The organism is Brevibacillus thermoruber 423 (assembly GCF_000454065.1).
Taxonomy (GTDB): domain Bacteria; phylum Bacillota; class Bacilli; order Brevibacillales; family Brevibacillaceae; genus Brevibacillus; species Brevibacillus thermoruber.
Map to the genome: position 1 here is coordinate 143993 of NZ_KE695654.1, position 25678 is coordinate 169670.

The window sequence follows — 25678 nt, forward strand, 5'->3', positions numbered from 1 at the left end:
TATCACCTCTCCCTAACCGGATCCTTGTAAATGTCTATGCGACGAGGCGGGGAATATCACCCCCTTCTCCGCTTCGGATCCCGCGTCGAGGTGCGCATTCCCGCTAGGCCAGCCACGTCTGAATCACCGGCAGCAGGAGAAACGCCCACACCACGGTGATGAGCGCGCCGGCGATCACGGCCAGCGTGGAAGAGCTTCCCTCCAGATCGCCCCGCTCAAACGCCTTGACCATGCCCAGCACATGTGCCCCCATGCCGTACATCAGCCCGATCGACACGGGCCGGCGGAGAGCGCAGCGCTTGATGATCGCCGGTGCCATAAAGACGCCCGCAAAACTGGTCAGCATGCCAAACACGGCCGTCAGCGACGGCACCCCGCCGATCGCCTGCGACAAGCCGACGGCGATCGGCATTGTGATGGAACGGGGGATTACGCTGATTGCCGCCGTTTCTCCCAGGCCCACGAGCATCGCCGTCGAGACGCCGGCGATGATGGACACCAGCGAACCGGCAGCCAGGCTGCACACAATGATCCGCCAGTTGGCGGCGAGGATCGTCCAGTTCCGGTACAGAGGGACGGCAAACGCCACCGTCACCACGCCCAGCATCTCGTTTAAAAAGGAGGTGGCTTCACTGTATACCTCGTAGGGCAGACCGCTGACGGCCAGCACCGCGATCACCGCCGCCGGGGTCAGCACGGCGGGAGAGAACAGCAGACCCGGCCTGCGCCGGTTGAGCCGCTTGCTGATCCAGTAGAAGAGGACGGTCAGCGGCAAGCTACACACGTTCCACGGAATCATGCCGCTCCCCCTCCCCCATCCGGTGCAGCCGCTCGGATACGACACCGGTGGCCGCCATCACCAGCGCGGTTCCGCTCAACACGACGACAAGCACCAACAGCCCCTTTGCGCCCAGCAGCCACGGGTACTGCACAATCCCGACGATAGCCGGCACGAAGAACAGGATCATGTCGCCAAAGAGCAGCGCCGCTCCCGCTTCCACCCACGTGAGCCGCACCCATCCCGCCTGCAGGGCGAGAAACAGCAGCAGCAGCCCGATCAGGGAGCCGGGCACGTGCAGGTGGAAAAACGCCGCGATCGCCTTTCCCAACCAGGAAAACAGGAGCAGAAGCAGCAGTTGCGGGATCGCCTGCAGCCATTTTTTCATCGAGACCGCCTCCTCCGGACATGTCAAGTGGTTACGTTCATTCTACGCGGTCCCGATTCCATTCGTACAATACATAATCGTCATCGAATCGATGCCTGTTGGTTATGATGTGAGGTGCTGTTGAACAAAGGCGATAAACGCCCGCGCCGCGTGCGACAAATAGCCGTCCTTGCGGTAGATCAGCGCGTACTGCCAGTCGATCGGCGGCGAAGAGATGCGGACGGTTTTCAGGAGGCTGTTGTTGAGCCGCCTGGCTACGGAACGGGGAACCAGTGAGATGCCCAGCCGGGTCGCGACCATTTCCCCGACGAAATCCCAGAGCGAACTCATGTAGGCGACATGCGGCTCAAACCCGGAGCGCCTGCACGCCTGCCGCACCACATCGTGCAGGGCGTACTCCTCGGTGAACAGGATAAACGACTCGTCCTTCAGTTCCGCCAGACTGACCGACTCCCTGCCGGAAAGCCAATGCTCCCGGTGAACGATGGCAACCAGGTCCTCCGCCGAGAGCGGAACGGCGGCAAATGATTGCGTGTTGACCGGGAGCACCGTCAGCCCGACGTCGATGTGTCCCTGCTCCACCTGCACCTCCAGCCGCTTGGCGCTGTACTCCCTCATCTCCATGTCGATGCCGGGGTATTCCTGCTTGAACCGGGCAATCACATGGGGCAGCAGAAACGACCCGACCGTCGGCATCATGCCGATTTTGACTTTGCCCCGCTGCAGGTTTCTCATCTCGGCGACAGAGGCAGTGAGGCTCTCCATCAACTGAAGCACCTTGGTCGCATGCTCGTACACCAGCTCGCCCGCGTCGGTCAGCTCCATCTTCCGGTCGCTCCGATCCAGGAGCGTCACCCCGAGCTCCGCTTCCAGGCTTTTGATCATCTTGCTGATGGACGGCTGGGAGACGTGCAGGACCTCCGCCGCCCGCGTAAAGCTCCGCTGCTTCACCACTTCGGCAAAATACTGAAGCTGCCTGATGTCCATGGCTCTGCCTCCTCCTCGCGCAGCTCGTCTGTCCTTCCAGATTACCACACATGTCCGCGCGCGCAGAAATCCTCCCGCCTCCGGGTCCATCTCCCACTTCCCGGGGGGACTCCCGCCGCCTGTCCACGCGCAAAAAAACCATCCGATCAGCTCGGATGGTTGGCGTCTCCGGCGCTAGCGGATGGCGTTCCAGTCGTACGGCGTTTCCTGGTAGACGTAGTAGTTGAGCCAGTTGGAAAACAGCAGGTTGGCGTGGGCACGCCAGTTTACCACCGGCGGCTGGCTCGGATCGTCGTTGGGGAAATAATGTTTGGGGATGGCGATGTCCAAGCCCCTGCTGCGGTCCCGCTCGTACTCGTCCCGCAGCGTCCCCTGGTCGTATTCCGAGTGGCCGGTGACGAAGATCTGCCGGCCGTCCTTGGTGGCCACGATGTAGACGCCCGCCTCCTCCGACTCGGAGAGAATCTCCAGTTCCGCCACCTTTTCGATGTCCTCCCGCCGATTTTCCGTATGGCGCGAGTGGGGGATGTGGAACACGCTGTCAAACCCCCGGAACAGCTTGACGTTTGGCTTGTTCACCGTGTGCGCAAAGACGCCGAACAGCTTCTCGGGCAGCGGGTGCTTGGGCACGCCGAAATGATGGTACAGGCCCGCCTGCGCCCCCCAGCAGATGTGCAGCGTGGAGGTGACGTTGGTCAGCTTCCAGTCGAGAATCTGCTGCAGTTCCTTCCAGTAGGTGACCTCGTGAAACGGAAGCTGTTCGACCGGCGCGCCGGTGATGATCATGCCGTCAAACTTCTCGTCCTTGATTTCATCAAATGTCTTGTAAAACGTGGACAGGTGCTCTTCCGAGGTGTTCTTGGAGGTGTGGCTGCCGGGATGGAGCAGAACGATTTCCACCTGCAGCGGCGTGTTCCCCAAAAGGCGGAGCAACTGCGTTTCCGTCGTCTGTTTGACCGGCATCAGGTTCAGGATGACGATGCGCAGCGGCCGAATGTCCTGCGTAAAGGCCCTGCTCTCCTTCATCACAAAAATGTTTTCATTGGCCAATATCTCCGTTGCCGGCAGTTCGTCAGGCAATTTGATTGGCATGCTTCTCCCCCTTCCGTCCGTCGCAGTGATGTCTGCCAGACAATAATCCGACAAATTCGACAAGTATACTTTTCTTTCCTGCTTCCAGCATAGGATCCAGGAAAGAAAATGATGACAATCTGCGCAGCAAAAAACCCCTGACCACATGCGGGTCAGGGGCGATGCCATGTTCGAGCCCAAACGCGGCTCCCTTTTCTCTTTGCGGCAGACCGGCGTGTACGGGTCACGCCTCCGCCGGCTGCTGTTTCGTTCCGTTGAACACGCCGGAATCCAGCTCTCCCGTCACTTTGCTGGTGAGCAGGCCCGCCGTCATGCTGCCGCTTACGTTGAGAGCCGTCCGGCCCATGTCGATGAGCGGCTCGACGGAGATCAGCAAACCGACGATCGCCACCGGCAGATTCATCGTCGACAGCACCATCAGGGCGGCAAATGTCGCACCGCCGCCCACTCCCGCCACTCCGAACGAACTGAGGGCAACAACGAGAATGAGCGTCAGAATGAACGACGGCGTCAGCGGGTCGACGCCAGCAGCCGGAGCCGCCATCACGGCCAGCATCGCCGGATAGATCCCCGCGCAGCCGTTTTGGCCGATGGACAGTCCGAACGACCCGGCGAAGTTGGCAATTCCCTCCGGCACGCCCAGTTGGTCCGTCTGCGTCTTGACGTTAAGCGGCAGCGTACCCGCGCTGGTCCGGGACGTAAAGGCGAATGTCAGCACGGGCAGCGCCTTCTTGACATAGGTGACCGGATTCAATCCCGCGAGAGCCAGCAGGAGCAAATGAACGGCAAACATGACGAGCAGGGCCGCATACGACGCCACGACAAATTTTCCCAGGTTCCAGATGGCTTCGTAGTCGCTGGTGGCGGCCACCCGTGTCATGATGGCCAGCACGCCGTATGGCGTCAGGCGCAAAATGAGCGTCACCACCCTCATCAAGACCGTGTAGAACGTGTCGACGATGCCGGCGAATTGTTCGGCGTGTTCGGGATGCTTCCGCTTCACTCCCAAAAACGCCAGGCCGATGATCGCGGCAAAGATGACGACGGCGATCGTCGACGTCGGGCGTGCTCCCGTGAGATCCAGGAACGGATTGGCCGGCAGCAGCTCCAGGATTTTTTGCGGCAGCGTCATGGTTTGGAGCTCGCCCAGCTTCTGCTCCACCTGCTCGATGCGCGCGGTCTCCGCTTCTCCCTGCTGAAGCTGCACGCCGTCCAGATCGAACGCGAATGTGAAGCCAATCCCGATGGCCGCAGCCACTGCGGTCGTGCCCACCAGGATGCCGAGAATCAGCGTGCTGATCCTCCCGATGTTCGCGGACAGCTTCATTCTGGTAAAGGCAGCCAGAATGGAAAGAAAGACCAGCGGCATGACAATCATTTGCAGCAGTTTGACATAGCCTTTCCCCACAATGTTGAACCAGTCGATCGACGTCTGCAGTACGTCCGACTTGATTCCGTAAACAGCCTGCAGGATCAGTCCGAATGCGATCCCTGCCCCCAGAGCGGCAAAGACGCGTTTGGAAAACGACACATGCTTCTTCTGCATGGCGTACAATCCGGCCATCAACAGCAGCATGAACACGATGTTTACGATGGACAACAACGTCAGCATGATTCTCCCCCCGATTGGCCAGCATGAATTCCGAATTCCGTTCCGATGTGGAACAATACATTTATATGACACAAATACCGATGGGTCAAGTGGGGTTTGCACCTCAGATGCACCCGCATCACCAAACGCCCGCGCCAACGTCCGAAATGGGCAGAAACCGGATTGACGGCAAAGGTTTCCATCGGTTATTTTATAACCAACGGTTACTAACCAATGGTTACAATAGAGCGGATCACGACGAAGGAGCGAGAATCCCCATGCCGAACAGACAGGAAATCCGTTCCGATGAAACCCGACGGGCGATTTTGGCAGCGGCCGGAACGCTGTTTGCCGAACGCGGTTTTGACGCCGTGACCATGCGGGAGATCGCCAGGACGGCCGGATGCTCCCACACGACCATCTACCTGTACTTCAAAGACAAAGAGGCGCTGCTTCACCATCTCTCCATGGAGCCGCTGCAATCCCTGCACCGGCAGATGGAGGCAGTCCTGCGCGACCGGACGCTCGCTCCCGCAGACAGCCTGCAGGCGGTTACCCGGGCATTCGTCCGCTTTTGTCTCGCGAACCGGAACATGTACACGATTTTTTTCATGGCGAAAGCGTCCCGCGTCGACGAGGAGACGCCGGCGCTGGAGGTGCAGCAGATTCGGAACCGGTTGTTCGGCCTGCTCAGGCAGGCGGTCCGGGCGTGTCTGCCGCCGGATACGCCGGACGACCGGGTGCTGGCCTACACCCGCATCTATTTCTTTACCCTGCACGGGATCATCGGGACGTACACCCATTCCGACGAGCCGCTCGACCACCTGCTGGAGCGGCTGGAACCCACGTTTGACCTCGCCTGGGAAGTCATGCTGGCCGGATTTCACCAAACCGCGACAAAAGGAAGTGGTGCGTAGATGAAGGTGGAACAAATCTCCGAGCACATTTGGAGCCTCAAATCGTGGCTGCTGATCCCCGTGCGCGTCTGGGTCGTCACCGCTGACGACGGAGTCACGCTGGTCGACGCCGGCCTTCCGTTCATGACCACCGGCATTTTGCGGTTTATCGACAGTTTGAACGCCGGTCCGCTGCAGCGCATCCTGCTCACGCACGGCCATTCCGACCACGTGGGGGCGATCAGGGGGATTCTGGACAGATACGCAGTTCCCGTATACGCACACCGCATCGAGATTCCCTACATGGAAGGGGCGCTTCCGTATCCCCGCCGCAAGAAACCGGCGCGCAGCGTCGCCAAAGGACTGGCGGCACCGCTCGCCGAAAGCCCGGACGGCCAGCTCGAACCAATCGCCGGCCTGAAGCCCTATCTGACCCCCGGCCACTCTCCCGGTCACGTCGTCTACTATCACGAGCAGGACCGCGTGCTGCTCGCCGGCGACCTGTTTACCTCCAAAAACGGACAGCTCCGCCGACCGATGCCGATGTTCACGGCTGACATGGCGGAAGCGGTGAAAAGCAGCGCCATTGTGCAGGAGCTGATGCCCAGGCGGCTGGAAGTTTGTCACAGCGGACCGGTGTTTGCGGCCGGGGAGCAGGTGGCGGAGTATATGCGCATGTACGGGTAAAGCCGCGCAAGAAAAAGGAGGGGCATCCCCCCTCCTCAGTGTGTAGACAAAGTGACTGCTGGGGGGAGAAGCACGTTTCCGGCATCCGCTCCGTGCTTTACCCACCGAACACAAGCTAACGCTCGCGTTCGGCGGGGCCCAGTCAACGCCCAGCCGGGAAGCAGAGACTGCCCGCTCCGCACCGATTTGCGGGGGATCGCCAAAGCCGCATCGCTTTGCAGCCCATTCAGAGGTGGCGCTCCTTTTTCCCGCAAATCGCTGCTCCGCTCGGTTGGGCTCACAAGTCGCTCTGCCTGGAAACATGCTTCTCCTTCGATACAATCGGTTTGCCTACAGTCTGAAGAGGGGGATGCCCCTCCGTTCATGGTCTCACCGGTGCAATCGCTACGCCCGCTGCTCCGCTTCCTTGGACCGCCCAAGGAACAGGTTGTCCAGCGCAAGCGCCGGGCTGCCGCTGATCAGCAGGTGCAGCCCCATCGCCATCAGGGCCACGTCCAATTCGTACCCGCCGAGAAATCCGCCTTTCAGCTTTACGGTAACAATCGCGCCCAGCATGATGACGACGAAAGCCCCGGCGATGATCCGCGTGCCCAGGCCAAGCACCAGGAAGATGCCGCCGATCCCTTCGAGAAACGCCACGACATAGGCCAGAAAGCCGGGGATGCCGACGCTTTCAAAGAACCCTGCCGTCTTGTCGAGGCCGCCTTGAAACTTCTGCAGGCCATGCGCAAAAAAGATAACCCCCAGCACCACGCGAACAATGAAAGAGCCGAATCCGTTTTGTTGAATCATCGCCATTCCCTCCCATGATTTTCTAACTACAACCTGTAGTGTAAGCAGCCAAAAAAATTCAGGAGAATTCGATCAGAAACAGGGAACACAGCAAAAGCAGCACCTGCACCGAAATCATCGTCGGCGCAAACGGCAGCCTCAACGGAATGTCCATGTCCGGGTCGAGCAGCCGCAGGATCCGGTAGTTAATCGACGTGTCGGAAAAGGAGACGGCAGCCTGCACCGGAGCCGTTCGTCCGTATTTCAGCATTTTGACCAGGGCGCCTCCCAGGTCCTGCCCCGATCCCAGCCGGTTCACCGCGTAATGGTCCGCCAGCACTTCCCTGGCGATGTTGTAGTGATGTCTGAACCATTTGAGGATCGGCAGGTACCACATCACCGCAGCGACCAGGGACAAGACGAACGTTTTGACCGGGTCCCGATGCTTTTGATGAAACATTTCGTGATAGATGACCGCTTTCAGCTCGTTGTGGTCAAGCAGCTTCACCAACCCGGTGGAGAGGATAATGCGGGGCTTCCACATGCCCATCGTAAAGGCAACCGGTGCCGGGTGTTCCACCACCAGAATCGCCTCTTCCCCCCTGCTGCCGCAAAACGCTTGATTGAGCGCGGTGCAGTGCCCTTCATGCCGAAGATGCCGTAATCGCTTATAGGTTCTCGCGGAGAGGACGATCTGCCTGACGAGCGCAGCGACCAGGAAGAACAGCGTATAAAAGACCAAAGCGTCGAGGACGTAGGCGAGTTCAGGAATAAAGTACGTCCGAATCAACGCGGAGCATACGTCCACCAGGTTGAAATGCAGGTCCCACCCGGCCAGCACCTTCATCGCGTACAAGCCCATTTGAACGAGCAGGACACCTGCAATCAGTACCGACGAGCCAAACATCACCTTTGATCGCTTTTCCCACATCGCTTACGTTTCCTTTTTCCACTGCTTCAGTTTTTCTTCCAGCTTGTCCAGAAGTTCCTGATCCACTTCTTCCAAGGCGTCGAGCATGTGGTTGACCACCAGCGGACCAAACTCATCCATCAGCTCATGCGTCAATTCCCTGGATTGCGTCTCCATGAATTCCTCCCGCGACAGCACCGGACGGTACAGGGAAGTTCTTCCCTCCGTTCGCTTCACCAGGACCCCCTTCTCCACCAAACGGTTGATGACGGTCATGACGGTGTTGAAATTCAGGTGTTTCTCCCGCTCCAGCTTTTTCTGGACGTCCTTTATGCTCATTTCCGAACCGCTCCACAGCACATCCATCACCTTTGCTTCCAGCGGTCCGAAGAATCGGTTCAGCCCCCTCTCATGACATTTGAAGGTGAGAATTTTCATGATGGTACAACCTCCCACTACAGATTGTAGTGCTGTGATACGCAGTTGTCAAGTATTTCCAAAATCGAAGGAAAGGACGAAGTTCCCCTGCCCTCTCCGCTTACGATTCAATCCCGGCAAAGGAGAAATTATTGAGAGATGATTCTCACAAATTGAATGATAATCGGAGCGCCTTGTACCGGAACGTCGCTCAGGATCAGGATTCCCGGCTGAATCACATAGGAGTTGGGCGGCTGGAGGATGCCATTGATAAATAGACTGGCGAACGTGAACGTGCCGGGATCAAGAATGCCGGATGTACTGAATTGGAGCACCGCATCTCCGCTGGTATACACGTTTTTTACACCGTCAGCAATCGCCGTATATTGAAACGTTTCGCCTCTCAGCAGCGTCGGACTCTGCGGAGCAGACGGCTGGCGCGGAAAGATTAGCGGGCAGCCCAACGGCCCCATCAACGCCAGCGGACTGCACCCCGCCTGATTTTTGGGGTTGATGTCCCTTGTGACCACATAATGTCTGACCCGATTATGCATGGGTGAACCTCCTTTTCCAACATGACCCTGCTGTTCTCTTTCCCGCTTGTCGGCAGGCTGGAACTTTGAGAGTTGATCCTTTCTGAAACAGGAGAAAAGGGCCTGACCCCAGCAATCCAGCCTTCGGGCAAGCCCTGTTTCCCCCAACCCGTGCCTAGTTTACCACAAACTCAACAATAACCGGCGTAGCGGGGTTTTCGGCATCGCCATCCGGAATGGTGATGGATGTCGTGGTGACGGTCGAGGTATTCCCCGGCTGAAGCACGCCGTTGATGTAGAGGTTGTAGAAAGCAAACGAACTCGGAAACGCCGTGGCGGCTGCGCCCGTGTCGTCGTTGAAGGCGGTTGCGGCAATCGCAAACGTGGCCCCCGTACCCGTTCCGGCTCCAATCGTGGACGTAAACCGCAGCGAGGTCATAAACGGCTTGATGATCGGCATGGTGTCCCCCCCCTTTTTTGATCGTGAAAGGATCCTTTCACAATGCTATACAATGCTATCTTTCTATCTTCCGAAACGGACAAACGTGATCGGAGAAACGCGGAATTTTGGCCGTGCAGTCACATGCCGCCTCCTGAAGCCGCGTACAGGGACTCTTGTTCGGCCCTGCTTCACGCGGACAGGTCCTTTTTCAGCAACATGAGACTTGCCGCTCACTGCGTTTCGACGCCGCTTGTAATCTGGAAATGACAGGGATTGATAGCTATAATAGGGATTGTTTATTTGTGGAAACCAAGCGAGAGGATGACTGATTCCGATGAAAAAATGGGTAGTGGCTGCATTGTGCGCCTCACTGGCAGCTGCCGGCGGTTGGGCACTTGCGAAAAACACCGATACCATCACGCTGATCGTCAACGGAAACAAAGTCGAAACGGATGTGGCGCCGCAGATCATCAACGGACGCGTCATGGTTCCCGTTCGAGCGGTGTCGGAGGCGATGGGCGCTGAAGTGGCATGGGACAGCGAACAGAAGTCGGTGATCGTCAGGAGGCCGGAAGGGCCGAAACCGATCGCCCGTTTGCCTCTTGATCAGACCACGCTCTATGCCCTGAAAGAAAAAGATGGCCAGTATGCTCCGCTGCTCGTGGAACACAAGGGCCAATTCAAGCTGGCCAACTGGAAAAATGTGACAAACCCGACCTACGCGCCGAAGATCGAGTCCAGAGACCTGACGGGTGACGGAAAACACGAGCTGATCATCATTCTGACGACCGGATATGGAACCGGGGCGTTGACACAGGACATCCACGTACTTCAAACGGATACATTCGAGGAACGAAGGGTTCCTGATCCGGTCGAGACGGTGAAGCAAAACGTGACAAGCAAGGTCGCCAAGGAACAAGTCGAGATGTCGATTGGCGGAAAAACAACGGTGATCCCCGCAAACAAAATCCCCGCGGCACCGTCCACCTGGTTCCCTTCCGTCGGAATCGGCGGCATTGTGACCTATGAAACGCAGGAAAACGCGCTGCTTGCCCGGGTTCCCGCGCAAATATCACCCGCACATTTTTTGGGACATTTTCACATCACCTATCAGTTTGTGCAGGATCAATTCCAGGTAACGTCAATCGAATTCGTGCAGGACTAGCAATTGTGAAACCGGACAGCGTTTTGCTGTCCGGTTTTGGTTTGATTAATAGCCCTCCACCCGGAAGAACGTGTGGTTGCCGATTACTTTTTTCTCCACGACCTTTCTCGCAGTGGAACCAGGGAACGTGTAGTATTCCACACCGTCTTTGTAGGACACCCTTGTCGCATAGTACGAGTTGGTCACAAACCATAAGCAGTTCCCGATCGGGTTGGGTGTAGTCGACATGTTCATGGCGATGTTCAAGGAATCCTGCCATGCCTGAGAGGACAGATCCGGCTTTCGAGCCGATTCCGTCGTCATTCCTTCAAACTGATACTTCTTCAGCAATACCCCCTCGTACGTGTTCCCGCCAAACTCGGAGAGGTTTTTGGCTTTTCGGTTTTTGGCCACGTGCGCACAACCGCGCTTCCCTTCCACGGATTCCCCACGCGCCTCTGCATACACCATGCGTGCGAGCAAATCAACGCTGTCGCGCCCTATAAATTCGGTGAGATCCCACGGGTCACTGCCAATATTCACCAACGGTTCACCATAAGGATACGCCATACCTGATACCCCTTTCATGTTTTGGAGATGAATGGAACGAAGGGGTGTCCAACGCAGCGGCCTCACCCCAAGCCGCTCCGTTGAATTTCGTTTCATTATCAAAGGGAAAAAAAGGGTCGAAAATACAACCCTGGATACAAAAAATAGAAATGAACTTCTGCCGGGTTACGAAAAAACGCCCTCTCTCGCTTGGAGAAAAGGCGTTCCTGCGCACGTGTGAAAGAAAATCATCTGCAAATTGACGAACATGATTCAATCCTGAATAATTATACAAAAACGTATAGCAAGGAATTGTACGGCAAACTCACCGCCAAATGAAAGCGTACAGCCGGCATCTATTCAAAAATGGATAAGGGACGCAAGCAAAGGGGGACAGCGACGTGAGTGATCAACACACGTGGAGCGAAGACCTGGCCATCTTGCAGTCGCTCAAGGACGATCTGCTGGTCACGAACACGGACGGCATCATCGTGCGGGCCACTGAAAAAACCGGGCAGATTTACGATGTGGACACAAAGGACCTGATCGGCAAATCGGTGTACGACCTGGAAAAGGAAGGGCTGTTCACGCCGATTGTCACGCCGATGGTCATCAAGGAACGAAAGAAAATCACCGTGGTGCAGACGACAAACAAGCGGAAAAAGCTCCTGGTCACGGGCATCCCGGTGTTTCACCCCAACGGCGAGCTGATCTTTATCGTCAGCTACTCCCACGACGTGACGGAGCTGATCAACCTGCAGCACTACCTGCAGGTGCTGGAAGAAGACATCGAGCGCGTGAAAAGCGAGCTGGACATGCTGCGAAACAAGCATCTGCATGCGGATGGAATCATCGCCAACAGCGAGGAAATGAAAAACGTGATCGACACCGCGCTCAGGGTGGCCGAAGTGGATGCCACCATCCTGCTGCTCGGCGAGTCCGGGGTGGGCAAATCGCATATCGCCAAGTTTATTCACAACCACAGCGGACGCGCCAAAGGACCGTTTATCGAGGTAAACTGCGGCGCGATTCCCGATGCGCTGTTTGAGGCCGAACTGTTCGGGTACGAGAGCGGTGCCTTTACCGGGGCCAACCCGAAAGGAAAGATGGGGCTGGCCGAGCTGGCTTCCGGCGGGACCCTGTTTCTCGACGAAGTGGGCGAACTGTCGCTGATCAACCAGGTCAAACTGCTGAAGATGATTCAGGAGAAGCGATTCTTCCGGCTGGGCGGCACCCGGGAACGGGAGGCGGATTTCCGTCTGATCGCCGCCACCAACAGGGACCTGGAAGCGGCAGTGATCGAGAAAACCTTTCGCGAAGACCTCTATTTTCGCCTCAATGTCGTGCCGATTACCATTCCGCCGCTGCGCAGGAGAACGGAGGACATCCTGCCGCTGATCCAGTACTTTTTGAGCCAGTTTGAGCAAAAATACAACCGGAAACGGACGCTGGACGAAGCCGTGATCCACCGCTTGATCTATTACGAGTGGAAAGGGAACGTGCGGGAATTGATCAACGTGATCGAGCGGCTGGTCGTCACGTCTTCCTCCCCGGTGGTGACGGTCGATCTGCTGCCGGAGTACATCAACCGGCGATACGATCTGCCGCTGCTTGATGTGCACGAAAATCGGCCGCTGCAGGACATTTTGGATCACGTCGAACGGCAGGTTCTGCTGAAGGCGAAACGAACGCACAAGACCACGGTAAAAATGGCGCAGGCGTTGGGGATCAGCCAGCCGTCCGTGGTGCGGAAATTAAAAAAATACGGAATCACGTAGGGGGTTGGAACGAAACTTGCAACTCTTTCCCGGCAGACACACGAGGAGGGTTGCAGCATGTCAAGCGATTGGAGTTATTTGGTTGGTCAGATGCATGCCTTGCTGGCGCCAAGCATGGCCAAAGACCACCCGAATCTACCGGTGGTCAAGGCGGAAGGAGCCTATTACTACGGATTGGACGGCAAAACCTACCTGGACTTTACATCCGGCATTGCCGTAGCCAACACCGGGCATCGCCACCCGAAAGTGGTGGAGGCGATCAAGCAGGCGGCGGACCAACTGGTGCACGGTCCGTCCGGCGTCGTCATTTACGAGTCGATCCTGCGTCTGGCCAAGGAATTGACCACCGTGCTCCCGGCTGGGCTGGACTGCTTTTTCTTTGCCAATTCCGGCACGGAAGCGATCGAAGGGGCGATCAAGCTGGCGAAGCACGTGACGAAACGCCCCTATGTCATCTCGTTTCTCGGCTGCTTTCACGGTCGTTCGATGGGTTCCCTGAGCGTGACGACATCCAAAAGCAAGTACCGAAAATTTCTGCAGCCCAGCGGCTTGACCTACCAGCTCCCCTACGCAAGGGTGGAGGAGTGTCCGGCCGGGGCGGACCCCGACGCGTATTGCGCGGAACGACTGGAAAAGGATTTTGAGACGCTGTTCGCCCATCAGGTAACGCCCGAAGAAGTGGCCTGCGCGATCGTCGAGCCGGTTCTCGGCGAAGGCGGCTACATTGTTCCGCCCAAGGGCTGGCTGAAAAAGCTCCGGGAGATCTGCGACCGGCACGGAATCCTGTTGATTTTCGACGAGGTGCAGACCGGCTTTGGCCGCACCGGAAACTGGTTTGCCGCGCAAACCTTCGGGGTCACCCCCGACATCATGGCGATTGCCAAGGGGATTGCGTCCGGTCTTCCGCTCAGTGCCACGGTCGCTTCCCACGACTTGATGAAGCAGTGGCCGCTGGGCAGCCACGGCACCACGTTTGGCGGCAATCCGATCGCCTGCGCGGCGGCTCTGGCCACGCTGGAAGTGATGAAAGAAGAGAACCTGGTGGAAAACGCGCGCGTGATGGGCAGCTACGCCCGGGAACAGCTTTGCCGCTTGCAGCAGAAACACCCGACGATCGGAAGCATCCGCGCCGTCGGGCTGATGATCGGCATCGAAATCGTGGATCCCCGCACGAACGTTCCCAATGGAGAGGGATTGCTGACGATTCTAAACAAGTGCCTGAGCAAAGGCGTGTTGTTCTACCTGTGCGGGAACCGCGGCGAAGTCATCCGCATGATTCCTCCGCTCACCGTTACCAAAGAGCAAATCGACTTCGGCCTGCGCATGCTGGACGAAGCCATCACGGAATACGAACACGAAATACTGTGCATCGGCAGCAGTGCCGTGTAACGAACCTTTCACACAAGGAGGCCGGCTATGGTTGCGTACAAACCCAAGGATTCATCCCAATCCCCCCGCTTCTGCGGCGTGCGCACGTTCATGAGGTTGGAGCAGGTGCGGACGACGGACGGAGTCGACTTCGCGGTGGTGGGCGTCCCTTTTGACACAGGGGCGTCCAACCGAACCGGTCAGCGGTACGGCCCGCAGCACATTCGGAACGCTTCGGTGCTGCTTCGCCCGTACAATCCCGATCAAGACATCCATATCTTTGAATACTGCTCCGGTGTCGATTACGGCGATATCGACGTGGTTCCGTTCAACATTCACAAGACATACGACATCATGGAGCGGGAACTGTTTTCGCTCATCGACAACGACGTGACCCCCGTCATTCTGGGCGGGGATCACTCGATTTCGCTCGGCAGCCTGCGCGCATTTGCCAGAAAATTCGGTCCGGTCGCCCTGATTCACTTCGACTCCCACGGGGACACATGGGACAGCTATTTTGGCGAAAAGTACACGCATGGAACGCCGTTCCGCCGGGCGGTGGAAGAAGGATTGATCGATACGTCCCATTCGATACAGGTGGGGATGCGCGGACCGCTCTACGGACCGGAAGACATCAACGACGCCCGGGCGCTTGGCTTTGAAGTGATGCCGATGAGCGAACTGCGCGCCATCGGCTGTGAGCAGGCAATCCGCCGCATCCATCAGCGGGTGGGCGATCGGCCGGCGTACGTGTCGTTTGACATCGATTTCGTCGATCCTGCGTACGCACCGGGCACAGGAACCCCGGAAGTCTGCGGGCCTACCAGCTATGAAGCGATTCAACTGGTGAGAGGACTGGACACCCTTCATCTGGTCGGTTTTGATCTGGTCGAAGTCCTGCCGTCACACGACCCCAGCGAAATTACGGCCGGACTGGCCGCGGCCGTGGCGTACGAAATGATCAGCCTGATCGCATGGAAACAGCGCCGAAAACAGGAAAACCTGGAGGGATAAAGGATGAACAGCGTCGATACGATCGTCATTCTGCTGTATTTCGCGTCGCTGATTGCGGTGGGCGTCGTCGGCTCCAAGCGTGCCCGGACAACGGAAGAGTACGCATTGGCGGGGCGCAACCTGGGCATGTTCATGTATCTCGGATGTCTGTCCGCCGTCATTTTGGGCGGGGCCTCCACCATCGGCACGACAAAGCTGGGCTACACATTCGGCATTTCGGGCATGTGGTTTGTCACCATGATCGGGGTAGGCATCATGCTCCTTGGCGTTTTGTTCACCAAGCGGATATCCCAGTCCAACGTAACGACGATCAGCGAGTTTTTGGGCAAGCGCTACAATGCCGAAACCCGGCTCGTCAGTGCCCTGGTGGCGGCGATTTACACGCTGATGGTAGCCGTTACGCAGGTGATCGGGATGGGCACCATCATCAACGTGCTGCTTGGCTGGGACATGACCCTCTCGATGATCGTCGGCGGCGGAATCGTGCTGTTCTATACGATTTTGGGGGGCATGTGGAGCGTAACGGTAACGGACATCATCCAATTCATCGTCATGACCGCGGGCGTTTTCCTGATCATGCTGCCGATGAGCCTGTCGCATGTCGGCGGATGGGATCAACTGGCATCCAGACTGCCCGCCGCCCATTTTGATCTGACCGCCATCGGCGGCGGTCAAATTCTTCAATATTTCCTGCTCTACGCGCTCGGCATGGTGGTCTCCCAGGATATTTGGCAGCGCGTCTTTACCGCTCGTACGCTGCAAATTTCCCGTACCGGGTCCGTATTGGCCGGCGTCTACAGCATTTTGTATGCGGTTTCATTGACCATCGTCGGAATGTGCGCGTTTATTGCCCTCCCCCATCTGGAAAACCCGCAAAACGCGTTCGCCAACATGGCCATCTCCATTCTGCCCAATGGGGTGTTGGGCATCGTCCTGGCCAGCGTCTGCTCTGCACTGATGTCGACCGCCTCCGGGACGCTGCTCGCTTCCTCCACGCTGCTTACCCACGACATCCTAAAGCCGTACTGGTTTAGGGACATGGACGATCGGCGGCTGCTGCGGCTGTCCAGGGTAACGACGCTGTTCATCGGCGCGCTCGCCATCGTCTTCTCGATCTGGATTCAGGACGTGCTGGTCGCTCTTGACGTGGCGTACGCCATTTTATCCGGTGCGATATTCGTTCCGCTCGTGGTCGGATACTTCTGGAAGCGAGCGACAGCGAAAGCGGCCTTTTCCTCGATCATTGCCGGCACCGTCGTCGTGCTGGCCGGATTGGCGATCGAAGGACTCAGCTCGACAAACCCGATCATGTACGGCATCGCCGTCAGTTTGGCCGTGATGATCGGCATGACGTACGCAACCGCCCCGAGCGTTTCCGACAACGTCCATTCGGTCAAGTGACGGGACACGCTCCCGCCGCGAACCGGAATGGAGAGCCGCAAGGGAAAGAGGCTGACATCCCCCATGTATCCAGGGATGTCAGCCTCCTTGTTTTCCTTGCGATGCCGGTTTGTCGTACCAGCGCTCAACCGCTCATGTTCGCCGTGCCGCCGCTCAACGCACGCCCAGGATGATTTCCATGGTGAGCTGATCCAGCTTCTCGTAGGCCAGTCCTTTTTTGCCAATCCCGTCGCGGTCGAACTGAGCGGCTTTCAAGGCCTGGTGTTTGGCGGGCGAATACGTGAAGTCGAATCCGGGAACGCCTGCGTCATGATGTTTCAATTCCTGCAGCAGTCCCTGGATCTCCGGATCGCTGTTGAACCGCTTCACTTTCTCCTTCAGGATCAGGTACGTCCGCATGCAGCCCTTGGCAAATTCGCGCACGCCTTCCAGATCCTCAGTGCGATAGGCATGGGCGTCAAAATGCAGGGGCCCCTGATAGTTGTAATCTTCCAGCAGTTTGACGAGGAAGAAGCTGTTCTTCACGTCTTCCGAGCCGAATCGCAGGTCTTGGTCAAAACGGCCCGACTTCTGGTCATTCAGGTCGATATGGAACAGCTTGCCGCATTCGAGCGCCTGCGCCACCGCGTGGTAGAAATTGAGGCCGGCCATTCTCTCATGGGCCACCTCCGGATTTACCCCGACCATGTCCGGATGGTCCAGCGTGGCGATAAATCCCAGCATGGCGCCCGTCGTCGGCGTGTAAATGTCCCCTCTCGGTTCGTTCGGCTTCGCTTCCAGCGCGAATTTGATGTCGTATTTGCGGTCGCGTGCGTACTCACACAGATAGTTGATGCTTTCTCGATACCGCTTCATCGCCTCGACGGCGTCCTTGGACGCATCCACTTCCGTTCCTTCCCGTCCGCCCCACAGCACGAAAATGGAGGCGCCCAATTCCACGCCCAGATCGATGGCGTCGGTGGTTTTTTGAATCGCGTAGGCCCGTACACGCGGATCGTTGGAGGTGAACGCCCCGTCCTTGAACACCGGATGCGTAAACAGGTTGACCGTGGCCATCGGCAGTTTCATGCCGGTCTCTTCCAGCGCCCGCTTGAATTCGTTCACGATCCGGTCTCGTTCCCCAGGCGTTGCGTCAATCGGAACCAGATCGTTGTCGTGCAGACTGACGCCATAGGCGCCGATTTCTGCCAGCATTTTCACGGCTTCCACTGGCGAATACCCGGTCCGGACGGCATCGCCGAAGGGGTCCCGCCCCGGGTTGGCAACCGTCCAAAGGCCAAAGGTAAAACGGTCTTCAGGTGTCGGTTGGTATGCGTTTGTCATGCTAACTCCTCCTGTGGTCCAAATAATATGGAAACTACAATTGCAAAATGGCCGGGCGGGCATAGATGCGCTCCTGCACGCGGCACTCGATCATCGGCCAATGGCCGCCTCCCCTGGTGAGGATGGTGGGGCCGGTTTCTTCCGCCAGGATCGTATCTTCGGATTTGCTCCCGGTTATCGACGGATTCCAGGCCAGCGCCTGACCGTCCTGAATCAATCCGGGGGTGTCAGGGGTAACGAGAACGTCGCGATTGGCGTATCCAAGCGGTCCCCCTTGATGATGAAGCCGCCACTCATTCCCGTATCCGGCTTCCGCGTAGGCTTCCATGCCCCGCCGCAGCACGTCCCGATAGGGGGTGCCGATCCGGCTGGCATCCATCATCACGCTGTCGATCTGCGCCACCCGTTCATGCAGGGCGATCAGGGAATCAGGCGCCGGTCCCAGATGCACGATGCGGGTCAGCGCGACGATCAACCCGTACCTTCTCGCACAGGAAATGACCATGCTGTGCCGCTGCAGCGGCTTATCTGTCGGGATCGGATGGCGAAAGCGGGCGATCCGCTCATCGTGGGCGACCAGGGTGACGGTTGGATCGAGGCCGTGTTTCATCAGCGCGGCATTCAGGCCAGCCGCGACTTCCCGCTCGGTAACCCCTGGTTTCAACCCGAAGCAGATCTCTTCGGTGATCCTGGCGGCCGCCGCTCCCAGTTCCTTGATTCTCTCCACTTCCAGCGCTGTCAGCGTGAAGCGCAGCGCAGCCAGCTCATGCGGCATGTAGCGGCAGCCCGCTATGGGCACATCCGAAGCGATCCGCCCCGGTTCGGCCGCACGGGACAGCACATCGACCAACTGCTCATGCCAGGGATACTCCATCCACGCCGCGTCAACCCCGACCAATTCTTCGGCCCGAAGCCTCGGCGCTTCGATGTTGTTGGTCACGACGATGTAATCGGACGGCGTGACCAGAACACCCGCCTCCCCCTGCTCCGAGCTGCTCGGTACATGGTTGTCTCCGCCGCTGGTGATCCAGGCAAAGGAAGCGCGGCTCATGAAAAAAGCGCCTGCCAGTTCCTTTTCCTGCAAAAAGCGGCGAACCCGCTGAAGTTTGCAGTCGATGTCTTCCTGCCGCCTCATCCCTGCTCCCCCTCTTCCACCAGCTTGTGCAGGAGGTGCATGCTCTCCCGCAGATCGCCGTACAGCCGGCGGTACACGGCGTAGTACTTTTGATAGACCGGCACATGGGCGGCAACGGGCAGCAGCCGATCCGCGGTGCGAACGGCCGCCTCGCAGGCTTCCTCCACGCTGCCGTACACACCGATGCCCACGCCGGCCAACAGCGCCGCTCCGAATGCCGGCCCCTCGTTCGCTTCCACCGTGTCCACCTCACGATTGAAGATATCGGCCATGATTTGCCGCCACACGCGGCTGCGGGCCCCTCCGCCCGACGCCCGGACATGCGAGATGTCCATGTCGAGCGCCTTCATCAGTTCGATGCTGTCCAACAAGCTGTACGCCACGCCTTCCATCACCGCGCGAATGAAGTGATTTTTTGCGTGGCGTGCGGTGATACCCACAAAGGCGCCCTTTGCGAACGGGTCCAGGTGCGGCGTGCGTTCACCCATCAGGTAAGGGAGAAACAGCAGCCCCTCGCTCCCTACCGGCGCATGTTCCGCCTCTTCCGAAAACAATTCGTACGGATCTTTTTGCAAAAACGACGCAGCGCTTCGTTCCACATCGCCAAATTGATTGCGGAACCACTGAAGCGAGCCGCCCGCCGCCTGCGTCACGCCCATCACATGCCACTTTCCCGGAACAGCGTGGCAAAAGCTGTGCAGGCGACCTTTCGGATCGGTGACGATCTTGTCGGTGCAGGCAAAAACCACGCCGGAGGTGCCAATCGTGCCAGAGACGATGCCCGGCCTGACAATGCCGTTGCCGACAGCGCCCGCCGCCTGGTCGCCGCCCCCGCCCGCAACCGGCGTTCCCCCGGCCAATCCCGTCTCCTGCGCCGCACCGGCGGAGACGCGGCCCGATATTTCATGCGACTCGTACACGGCGGGCAGCCACTCGGGGCGAATGTCCAGATGCCGCAGCATGTCCCGGGACCATTGGCGGTGGGCCACATCCAGCAGCAGGGTCCCCGAAGCATCCGACACTTCCGTCGCCCATTCGCCGGTCAGTTTGTAGCGGATGTAATCTTTCGGCAGCAGGACCTTGGCGATGTTTTCATAGACCTGCGGTTCATGCTCCCGCACCCAGAGCAGTTTGGTCGCGGTGAAGTTGGGCAGCGGCGGATTGGCCGTCATCCGGATGATGGCGTCCCGCCCGATCTTCTCCTCCATCCACTCCACTTCCGCCTGCGTGCGCTGATCGCACCAGATGATGGCGGGGCGCAGCACGTTCCCACTCCGGTCGAGCAGCACAAGCCCGTGCATCTGACCGGAAAGCCCAATCCCCGCAATATCCGCCGGCCGGATCCCGGCCTTCCTGATGATGTCCTGAATGGTATGCTTCACCGCCCGCCACCAGTCTTCGGGATGCTGCTCGGCCCATCCCGGCTTTGGCTGCAGGAGCGGATAATCGGCACTCGCCGCCGCTTGCAGTGATCCATCCATCCGAAACAAGCAGGTTTTCACGCCGGAGGTTCCGACATCAATGCCCAACAAGAATCCCATCTGTGCTGCCTCCTTTCACGCTTCGGTCACAAGGCGACGATTTCTCCTGTCCGCAGCGATTCATAGCAGGCGTCGATCACCCGCATGTTGTTGATCATTTGCTCGTGAGAATACCCGGCGGCCTTGCCGTACACGATCATTTCGTTCATCTCGGCCACTTCGAGGACGTACTGATCGGCGATGATTTTCTCCTCGCGCACGCGGCCATCGTCCGTCGTCACGATCACAAGCCCTTCGCCGCCTTGAAGATCAGGCCGGTACGCACGCGGAACGCGTATCGTCCCCTTCGTTCCCACCACTTCGTATTGATTGTGGAAAACGGTCTCGAAACCGCAGTCAAACACGACGCGCACGCCGCTGTTCATCCGGAGCAGGGCGGCAACCAGCGTGTCCACCTGCCGCCGTTCGTGCATGCGGCCCTGCGCAAAGACCGATACCGGCTCCTCCCCCAACATGTGGCGTGCGGAATGGATGCAGTAGCAGCCGACGTCATACAGGCTGCCGCCGCCCAGCGCCGGGTCCATGCGGATATCCCCTTCCACATCTTCGAGCAGGAAGTGGAGCGAAGCGCGAAACAGGACCACCTCGCCGATTTCCCCGGACTGCATGATTTCTTTTACCCGCTGATGCTGCGGGTGGTGGCGGTACATGAAGCCTTCCATGAAGATCACGTCGTGTTCGCGGCAGGCCTCCAGAATCTCCCGCGTTTCTGCGCTGGTCAGCGCCGACGGTTTTTCGCACAGCACATGTTTTCCGTGCCGGGCCGCCTTGATGGCCCATTCCTTGTGCAGCCCGTTTGGCAGCGGAATGTAGACCGCTTCCACCGCCGGATCGCCCAGCAGCGCTTCATAGTCGTCGTAGGCGGCGGGAATCCCGAAGCGGTCAGCCACGTCCCGCGCCTTTCCGCTTTTGCTCGCGATCGCGACAACTTCGCTGTGCCCCTCCCGCTGCAAAGCCGGGATCAGTTGTTCCCGGGCAATCCGCGCCGTCCCCAGAATCCCCCATTTCACGGTGCGCATGTTTTCTCCATCCTTTTCGCAAAAAGTTTGCCAGGCTGCTTACGATTTGTTCTTGGTGGCGATGTCCAGCCATACCGCGAAGACCAGAATCGAACCCTTGACGATGTACTGCCAGAAGGGCTGCACGTTCATCATGCTCATGCCGTTGTCAAGGCTGACCATGACCAGCGCCCCGATGATCGAGCCGACAATGCTGCCCGTTCCGCCGGCCAGGCTGGTTCCGCCGATCACGCACGCCGCGATGGCGTCCAGCTCAAAACTTTGACCGGCGCCCACCGTTGCCGCATTGAGCCGGCCCGTCAACACGACACCCGCCACGCCGGCCAACGCCCCCATCATCACGAAAACCGAAAGCATGTGCGCCTTGATGTTGATGCCGGAAAAGCGGGCCGCCTCCGGATTGCCGCCGATGGCGTAGAGATAGCGGCCAAATCCCGTTTTCGTCGAAATGAACAGGAACACCAGACCCAACACCAGCACGATCAGCATGGGGATCGGAATGCCGTAATAGCGGTTCATCATATAGGTGAAGCCCATGAGGATGACCGCATAGGCGAACGCTTTGCCGTAATCGCTCGCCGCGCTGTTCAGGGGAAGCTGAAGCCGGGCGCGTTTTTGGCGCCTGCGCGCCGTTCCGTAAAAAATGGCCGCACACATGATCGCCGCCAGCACATACCCCCACACATAAGGCAGATAGCTTTGGCCAATCTGCACAAAACTCTCGTGCAAAGGGGCCACGGTTTCCCCTTTGCTGACACCAAGCAGCACCCCGCGCCACACCATCATCCCGCCCAACGTGACGATGAAGGCGGGCACGGCCTTGTAGGCGACCAGCCACCCCTGCAGGAGCCCGATGGCGGCTCCGGCCAGGATCGCGACCAGCACCGCCGGAACCGTTCCCCAGTCGTACCACACCTGGAGAATCGCCGCGATCCCGCCGGTCAGCCCGACAATCGATCCAACCGACAGGTCAATCTGCGCCGCCACGATGACAAGCGTCATGCCGATCGCCAGAATGGAAATCACGGACATCTGCCGGAACAGGTTGGACAGATTGCGCGAGGTCAGAAATCCGCCGTCCGTCAGCACCGTGAACAGGACTGCGATGAAGATCAGCGCGATGACCAGCGTGTATGCGCGAATGTCAAATCGAAAGGACAGCTTCTGTTTTTCCACTTGCCCCACCCCCGGTTGCGTACATCATGACCTTTTCCTGCGTTGCGTCCTCGTGCGTCAATTCGCCGACGATCCTCCCTTCCGCCATGACCAGAATGCGATCCGACATGCCCAGCACTTCGGGCAGTTCGGACGAAATCATGACGACGGCCATTCCCTGCCGAACCAATTCGTTGATCAGTTTGTAAATTTCGTATTTTGCGCCCACATCGATGCCGCGTGTCGGCTCATCGAGAATCAGGATTTTCGGCTCGTTCATCAGCCACTTGCTGAGAACCACCTTTTGCTGGTTTCCCCCGCTCAAGTTGTTCACGGTTGCTTCCAGGCCGGGCGTTTTAACCTTCAATTTTTCGATGAAACGGTTGACCGTGCTCACCTCTGCCGCTTCATCGATGACGCCGTTCCTGATCAATTTGTCCAGCGCCGCCAGCGTCGCGTTTTTCCGGACGCTCATGTCCAGAACCAGCCCGTATTTTTTCCGGTCTTCCGAGACGTACGCGATCCCGCTTTCGATGGCATCCCTCGGGTTTTTGATGGTTACCGGCCTTCCGTCGATCCGGATTTCGCCCTGCTTCTTCCCCTCGTACGCGCCGAAAATGCTGGTAAACAGCTCTGTCCGACCAGCCCCCATCAAGCCTGCGATGCCCAGAATCTCTCCCTGGTGGAGCGAGAAAGACACGTCCCGGACGACCTGTTTGTTCTGGTACGGACTGTAGACGGAGAAGTTTTTTACCTCCAGCACTTTTTCGCCCCGCTGCTTTGGCTCGTACGGGAAGAGTTCCGTCAACGTCCGTCCCACCATCAGCGAAATGATTTTCTCTTCCGTCAGCTCTCCGATCGGGTGCGTGGCTACCGTTTTGCCGTCCCGCAAGACCGTGACGGAATCGGCGAGGGACATGACTTCGTTCAGCTTGTGCGAGATGTAAATGCAGGTGACGCCTCTTTTCCGCAGCTGCCGCAGCATCTCCATCAACAGCGAAACTTCCGCTTCCGTCAGCGCCGCTGTCGGTTCATCCAGAATGATGATGTCGCTGTTCTTTGACAGCGCCTTTACAATTTCCACGAGCTGCTGCTGGCCAATGCCCAGATTCTTCACTTTTGTTTCCGGATTGATCTCAAGCCCAACCGATTTCAGCCATTTTCTCGCCTCGAGGTAAAGGGTATCCCAGTCGATCACGCCAAACGTTTTCGGTTCGTTTCCGAGAAAGATGTTTTCCCCGACCGTCATCTCTTTGACGAGCGCCAGCTCCTGATAAATGATGGCGATGCCCGCCTTCTCCGAATCCTTGATGCTTTTGAAACGCTGCTTTCGGCCGTTGACGATGATGTCCCCCGTAAACGTGCCGTCGGGGTACACCCCGCTCAACACTTTCATCAAGGTTGACTTGCCTGCGCCATTTTCGCCGCACAGCGCATGAATTTCCCCCTTTTTTACGGAAAAGGTGACGCGGTCAAGCGCGCGAACGCCGGGAAACTCCTTGGTGATCGATTTCATTTCCAGCGCATACATGCTATCACCCCCGAAGATGGTTGGGAGCAGGGGGAAGGCAGGCTCCCCCCGCTGATGACCTGGCTACCGTTTCGGACGCTGGTCTTCCGGAACGTTTTTATACACGTCTTCAAACGAATGGAACCCGTCCTTGATGATCGTCTCCATCACGTTGTTCTTGTCGACCTGGATGGGATCGAGCAGAATCGTCGGCACGTCCACTTTGCCGTTGTTCATCGTGGTCGTCGCTTCAATCTTTTCGCCTTTGGCCAATTTGACGGCCACTTCCGCCGACTTGGTGGCGATCGCCTTGATCGGCTTGTAGACGGTCATCGCTTGCTTGCCTTCCACGATCCGCTGGACGGCGGCAAGGTCGGCATCCTGGCCGGAAACGGCAACCTTGCCGGCCAATCCCTGCGCCGCCAGGGCCTGAATGGCGCCGCCCGCCGTGTTGTCATTGGACGCGACGATGGCATCGATGTTGTTGTGGGTCGACGTGAGAGCGTTTTCGATAATCTGCAGCGCGGCGTCCGCCTGCCAGTCTTTTGCCCACTGGTCGCCGACGATTTTGATGTCTCCCTTGTCCACCAACGGCTGGATGATGTTCATCTGCCCTTTGCGGAAAAGCTTCGCGTTGTTGTCGGTGGGCGAACCGCCCAGCAGGAAGTAGTTCCCTTTGGGGACCAGCTTGGTCAGGGATTCGGCCTGCATCTCGCCAACGCGCACGTTGTCGAAGGTGACATAGGCGGACACGTCGGAATTGGTGATGAGACGGTCATAGGCCAATACCGGAACGTTTTCCTTTCGGGCCGCGTCCACTGCCGCTGCCATCGCTTCGGAGTTGTGCGGAATGATGACGATCACGTCGACGCCTTTGGACAGCATGTTTTCCACCTGGGCCAACTGTGTGGCGTCATCGCCGTTGGCCGACTGCACGTCCACTTCGGCTCCCAGCTCCTTTGCCTTTTCGATGAAAATGTCCCGGTCATGCTGCCATCTTTCCAGCCGCAGGTCATCAATGGAAAGACCGATCTTGATGACTTTGCCCGCCGCCGCTTGCTGGCTTTGCGATTCGCCCGGTTTGGCAGCGCTTTCAGTTTGCGGCCGCGCATCCTGGCCGCAGCCCGCGACGGCAAAGGCCAACAGGAAAAGACTCACTGCACCAGACAACAATCTGCCCCTTTTCTTCATGACGATTCCCCTTTTTCCCAATTTTTCGCGAATGTGTACCCTTATCATATCACCCACC

25 protein-coding genes are annotated in these 25678 nt (G+C 58.3%); 7 read left to right on the top strand and 18 right to left on the bottom strand.

Annotation, left to right across the window (positions count from 1 at the left end; all coding sequences use genetic code 11):
* Window positions 1-103: 103 nt before the first annotated feature.
* The 5 genes from M516_RS0120185 to M516_RS0120205 form a co-directional block, all read right to left on the bottom strand.
* Window positions 104-799, bottom strand: coding sequence for an LrgB family protein (locus M516_RS0120185; protein WP_029100722.1), 696 nt, complete (start codon window positions 797-799; stop codon window positions 104-106).
* On the bottom strand, window positions 777-1166 hold the full coding sequence (locus tag M516_RS0120190; RefSeq protein WP_029100723.1) for a CidA/LrgA family protein: 390 nt from the start codon (window positions 1164-1166) through the stop codon (window positions 777-779). Before M516_RS0120190 ends, M516_RS0120185 begins: the two co-directional genes overlap by 23 nt.
* Before the next feature lie 102 nt (window positions 1167-1268).
* Window positions 1269-2153 (bottom strand): LysR family transcriptional regulator, encoded by an 885-nt coding sequence (locus M516_RS0120195; RefSeq protein ID WP_029100724.1) that lies wholly within the window; start codon window positions 2151-2153, stop codon window positions 1269-1271.
* Window positions 2154-2327: 174 nt separating this feature from the next.
* Window positions 2328-3245, bottom strand: a complete 918-nt coding sequence (gene metA / locus M516_RS0120200; RefSeq protein ID WP_029100725.1) for a homoserine O-acetyltransferase MetA — start codon at window positions 3243-3245, stop codon at window positions 2328-2330.
* 223 nt (window positions 3246-3468) lie between these two features.
* Complete coding sequence (locus M516_RS0120205; RefSeq protein WP_029100726.1) at window positions 3469-4857, bottom strand: L-cystine transporter; 1389 nt, start codon at window positions 4855-4857, stop codon at window positions 3469-3471.
* A gap of 257 nt (window positions 4858-5114) precedes the next feature.
* Here M516_RS0120205 and M516_RS0120210 point away from each other — a divergent pair, with 257 nt between their 5' ends.
* Both M516_RS0120210 and M516_RS0120215 read left to right on the top strand, forming a co-directional pair.
* A complete protein-coding gene (locus M516_RS0120210) occupies window positions 5115-5753 on the top strand; it encodes a TetR/AcrR family transcriptional regulator (protein WP_029100727.1) in 639 nt (212 codons plus the stop codon).
* A complete protein-coding gene (locus M516_RS0120215) occupies window positions 5754-6419 on the top strand; it encodes an MBL fold metallo-hydrolase (protein ID WP_029100728.1) in 666 nt (221 codons plus the stop codon). It abuts the gene before it with no gap.
* A gap of 384 nt (window positions 6420-6803) precedes the next feature.
* Here the strand turns inward: M516_RS0120215 and M516_RS0120220 are convergent, their stop codons facing one another.
* From M516_RS0120220 to M516_RS0120240, 5 genes are all read right to left on the bottom strand, one after another.
* A complete protein-coding gene (locus tag M516_RS0120220; protein ID WP_029100729.1) occupies window positions 6804-7211 on the bottom strand; it encodes a DoxX family protein in 408 nt (135 codons plus the stop codon).
* A 58-nt stretch (window positions 7212-7269) separates the two neighbouring features.
* A complete protein-coding gene (locus tag M516_RS0120225; protein WP_029100730.1) occupies window positions 7270-8121 on the bottom strand; it encodes a M56 family metallopeptidase in 852 nt (283 codons plus the stop codon).
* A gap of 3 nt (window positions 8122-8124) precedes the next feature.
* Window positions 8125-8538, bottom strand: a complete 414-nt coding sequence (locus M516_RS0120230) for a BlaI/MecI/CopY family transcriptional regulator (RefSeq protein WP_029100731.1) — start codon at window positions 8536-8538, stop codon at window positions 8125-8127.
* Between the two features lie 128 nt (window positions 8539-8666).
* Window positions 8667-9071 (bottom strand): DUF4183 domain-containing protein, encoded by a 405-nt coding sequence (locus tag M516_RS24060; protein WP_035290389.1) that lies wholly within the window; start codon window positions 9069-9071, stop codon window positions 8667-8669.
* A gap of 154 nt (window positions 9072-9225) precedes the next feature.
* Entirely contained in the window at window positions 9226-9510 is a 285-nt protein-coding gene (locus tag M516_RS0120240) for a DUF4183 domain-containing protein (protein ID WP_029100732.1), read from the bottom strand.
* A gap of 316 nt (window positions 9511-9826) precedes the next feature.
* Here M516_RS0120240 and M516_RS24485 point away from each other — a divergent pair, with 316 nt between their 5' ends.
* The gene (locus M516_RS24485; protein WP_051188317.1) at window positions 9827-10657 is read left to right on the top strand and encodes a copper amine oxidase N-terminal domain-containing protein; all 831 of its coding nucleotides are present in this window, start codon (window positions 9827-9829) and stop codon (window positions 10655-10657) included.
* A 45-nt stretch (window positions 10658-10702) separates the two neighbouring features.
* Here M516_RS24485 and M516_RS24490 read toward each other — a convergent pair whose 3' ends face one another.
* Window positions 10703-11206: a cell wall hydrolase gene (locus M516_RS24490; protein ID WP_029100733.1), complete on the bottom strand. Its 504-nt coding sequence runs from the start codon at window positions 11204-11206 to the stop codon at window positions 10703-10705.
* A 380-nt stretch (window positions 11207-11586) separates the two neighbouring features.
* Between M516_RS24490 and M516_RS0120255 the strand changes: the two genes are divergently transcribed.
* The 4 genes from M516_RS0120255 to M516_RS0120270 are packed head-to-tail and all read left to right on the top strand — an operon-like array spanning window position 11587 to window position 16746.
* Entirely contained in the window at window positions 11587-12963 is a 1377-nt protein-coding gene (locus M516_RS0120255; RefSeq protein ID WP_029100734.1) for a sigma-54 interaction domain-containing protein, read from the top strand.
* A gap of 57 nt (window positions 12964-13020) precedes the next feature.
* Window positions 13021-14352 (top strand): aspartate aminotransferase family protein, encoded by a 1332-nt coding sequence (locus M516_RS0120260; protein ID WP_029100735.1) that lies wholly within the window; start codon window positions 13021-13023, stop codon window positions 14350-14352.
* Between the two features lie 27 nt (window positions 14353-14379).
* On the top strand, window positions 14380-15345 hold the full coding sequence (gene speB / locus M516_RS0120265) for an agmatinase (RefSeq protein ID WP_029100736.1): 966 nt from the start codon (window positions 14380-14382) through the stop codon (window positions 15343-15345).
* Between the two features lie 3 nt (window positions 15346-15348).
* Window positions 15349-16746 carry a sodium:solute symporter family protein gene (locus tag M516_RS0120270; protein ID WP_029100737.1) on the top strand — a complete coding sequence of 466 codons (1398 nt, stop codon included), beginning with the start codon at window positions 15349-15351 and terminating at the stop codon, window positions 16744-16746.
* Window positions 16747-16899: 153 nt separating this feature from the next.
* On the opposite strand, the gene xylA is transcribed toward M516_RS0120270, so the two are convergent.
* From xylA to xylF, 7 genes are all read right to left on the bottom strand, one after another.
* Complete coding sequence (gene xylA / locus M516_RS0120275) at window positions 16900-18069, bottom strand: xylose isomerase (RefSeq protein ID WP_029100738.1); 1170 nt, start codon at window positions 18067-18069, stop codon at window positions 16900-16902.
* Between the two features lie 34 nt (window positions 18070-18103).
* Window positions 18104-19204: a M24 family metallopeptidase gene (locus M516_RS0120280; RefSeq protein WP_029100739.1), complete on the bottom strand. Its 1101-nt coding sequence runs from the start codon at window positions 19202-19204 to the stop codon at window positions 18104-18106.
* Window positions 19201-20745 carry a xylulokinase gene (xylB, locus tag M516_RS0120285; protein WP_029100740.1) on the bottom strand — a complete coding sequence of 515 codons (1545 nt, stop codon included), beginning with the start codon at window positions 20743-20745 and terminating at the stop codon, window positions 19201-19203. The genes M516_RS0120280 and xylB overlap by 4 nt, the downstream gene beginning before the upstream one ends.
* A gap of 26 nt (window positions 20746-20771) precedes the next feature.
* A complete protein-coding gene (locus tag M516_RS0120290) occupies window positions 20772-21764 on the bottom strand; it encodes a Gfo/Idh/MocA family protein (RefSeq protein ID WP_029100741.1) in 993 nt (330 codons plus the stop codon).
* Between the two features lie 39 nt (window positions 21765-21803).
* A complete protein-coding gene (locus M516_RS0120295; protein ID WP_231558734.1) occupies window positions 21804-22940 on the bottom strand; it encodes a sugar ABC transporter permease in 1137 nt (378 codons plus the stop codon).
* Window positions 22909-24450 (bottom strand): xylose ABC transporter ATP-binding protein, encoded by a 1542-nt coding sequence (locus tag M516_RS0120300; protein WP_035290393.1) that lies wholly within the window; start codon window positions 24448-24450, stop codon window positions 22909-22911. Before M516_RS0120300 ends, M516_RS0120295 begins: the two co-directional genes overlap by 32 nt.
* 63 nt (window positions 24451-24513) lie before the next feature.
* Window positions 24514-25620, bottom strand: a complete 1107-nt coding sequence (xylF, locus tag M516_RS0120305; protein WP_029100744.1) for a D-xylose ABC transporter substrate-binding protein — start codon at window positions 25618-25620, stop codon at window positions 24514-24516.
* Window positions 25621-25678: the final 58 nt, after the last annotated feature.

Excerpts from the sequence above, each read along its gene's own strand:
- M516_RS0120185 (WP_029100722.1), bottom strand. The coding sequence starts at position 799 with ATGATTCCGTGGAACGTGTGTAGCTTGCCGCTGACCGTCCTCTTCTAC.
- M516_RS0120190 (WP_029100723.1), bottom strand. The coding sequence starts at position 1,166 with ATGAAAAAATGGCTGCAGGCGATCCCGCAACTGCTGCTTCTGCTCCTG.
- M516_RS0120195 (WP_029100724.1), bottom strand. The coding sequence starts at position 2,153 with ATGGACATCAGGCAGCTTCAGTATTTTGCCGAAGTGGTGAAGCAGCGG.
- metA (WP_029100725.1), bottom strand. The coding sequence starts at position 3,245 with ATGCCAATCAAATTGCCTGACGAACTGCCGGCAACGGAGATATTGGCC.
- M516_RS0120205 (WP_029100726.1), bottom strand. The coding sequence starts at position 4,857 with ATGCTGACGTTGTTGTCCATCGTAAACATCGTGTTCATGCTGCTGTTG.
- M516_RS0120210 (WP_029100727.1), top strand. The coding sequence starts at position 5,115 with ATGCCGAACAGACAGGAAATCCGTTCCGATGAAACCCGACGGGCGATT.
- M516_RS0120215 (WP_029100728.1), top strand. The coding sequence starts at position 5,754 with ATGAAGGTGGAACAAATCTCCGAGCACATTTGGAGCCTCAAATCGTGG.
- M516_RS0120220 (WP_029100729.1), bottom strand. The coding sequence starts at position 7,211 with ATGATTCAACAAAACGGATTCGGCTCTTTCATTGTTCGCGTGGTGCTG.
- M516_RS0120225 (WP_029100730.1), bottom strand. The coding sequence starts at position 8,121 with ATGTGGGAAAAGCGATCAAAGGTGATGTTTGGCTCGTCGGTACTGATT.
- M516_RS0120230 (WP_029100731.1), bottom strand. The coding sequence starts at position 8,538 with ATGAAAATTCTCACCTTCAAATGTCATGAGAGGGGGCTGAACCGATTC.
- M516_RS24060 (WP_035290389.1), bottom strand. The coding sequence starts at position 9,071 with ATGCATAATCGGGTCAGACATTATGTGGTCACAAGGGACATCAACCCC.
- M516_RS0120240 (WP_029100732.1), bottom strand. The coding sequence starts at position 9,510 with ATGCCGATCATCAAGCCGTTTATGACCTCGCTGCGGTTTACGTCCACG.
- M516_RS24485 (WP_051188317.1), top strand. The coding sequence starts at position 9,827 with ATGAAAAAATGGGTAGTGGCTGCATTGTGCGCCTCACTGGCAGCTGCC.
- M516_RS24490 (WP_029100733.1), bottom strand. The coding sequence starts at position 11,206 with ATGGCGTATCCTTATGGTGAACCGTTGGTGAATATTGGCAGTGACCCG.
- M516_RS0120260 (WP_029100735.1), top strand. The coding sequence starts at position 13,021 with ATGTCAAGCGATTGGAGTTATTTGGTTGGTCAGATGCATGCCTTGCTG.
- speB (WP_029100736.1), top strand. The coding sequence starts at position 14,380 with ATGGTTGCGTACAAACCCAAGGATTCATCCCAATCCCCCCGCTTCTGC.
- M516_RS0120270 (WP_029100737.1), top strand. The coding sequence starts at position 15,349 with ATGAACAGCGTCGATACGATCGTCATTCTGCTGTATTTCGCGTCGCTG.
- xylA (WP_029100738.1), bottom strand. The coding sequence starts at position 18,069 with ATGACAAACGCATACCAACCGACACCTGAAGACCGTTTTACCTTTGGC.
- M516_RS0120280 (WP_029100739.1), bottom strand. The coding sequence starts at position 19,204 with ATGAGGCGGCAGGAAGACATCGACTGCAAACTTCAGCGGGTTCGCCGC.
- xylB (WP_029100740.1), bottom strand. The coding sequence starts at position 20,745 with ATGGGATTCTTGTTGGGCATTGATGTCGGAACCTCCGGCGTGAAAACC.
- M516_RS0120290 (WP_029100741.1), bottom strand. The coding sequence starts at position 21,764 with ATGCGCACCGTGAAATGGGGGATTCTGGGGACGGCGCGGATTGCCCGG.
- M516_RS0120300 (WP_035290393.1), bottom strand. The coding sequence starts at position 24,450 with ATGTATGCGCTGGAAATGAAATCGATCACCAAGGAGTTTCCCGGCGTT.
- xylF (WP_029100744.1), bottom strand. The coding sequence starts at position 25,620 with ATGAAGAAAAGGGGCAGATTGTTGTCTGGTGCAGTGAGTCTTTTCCTG.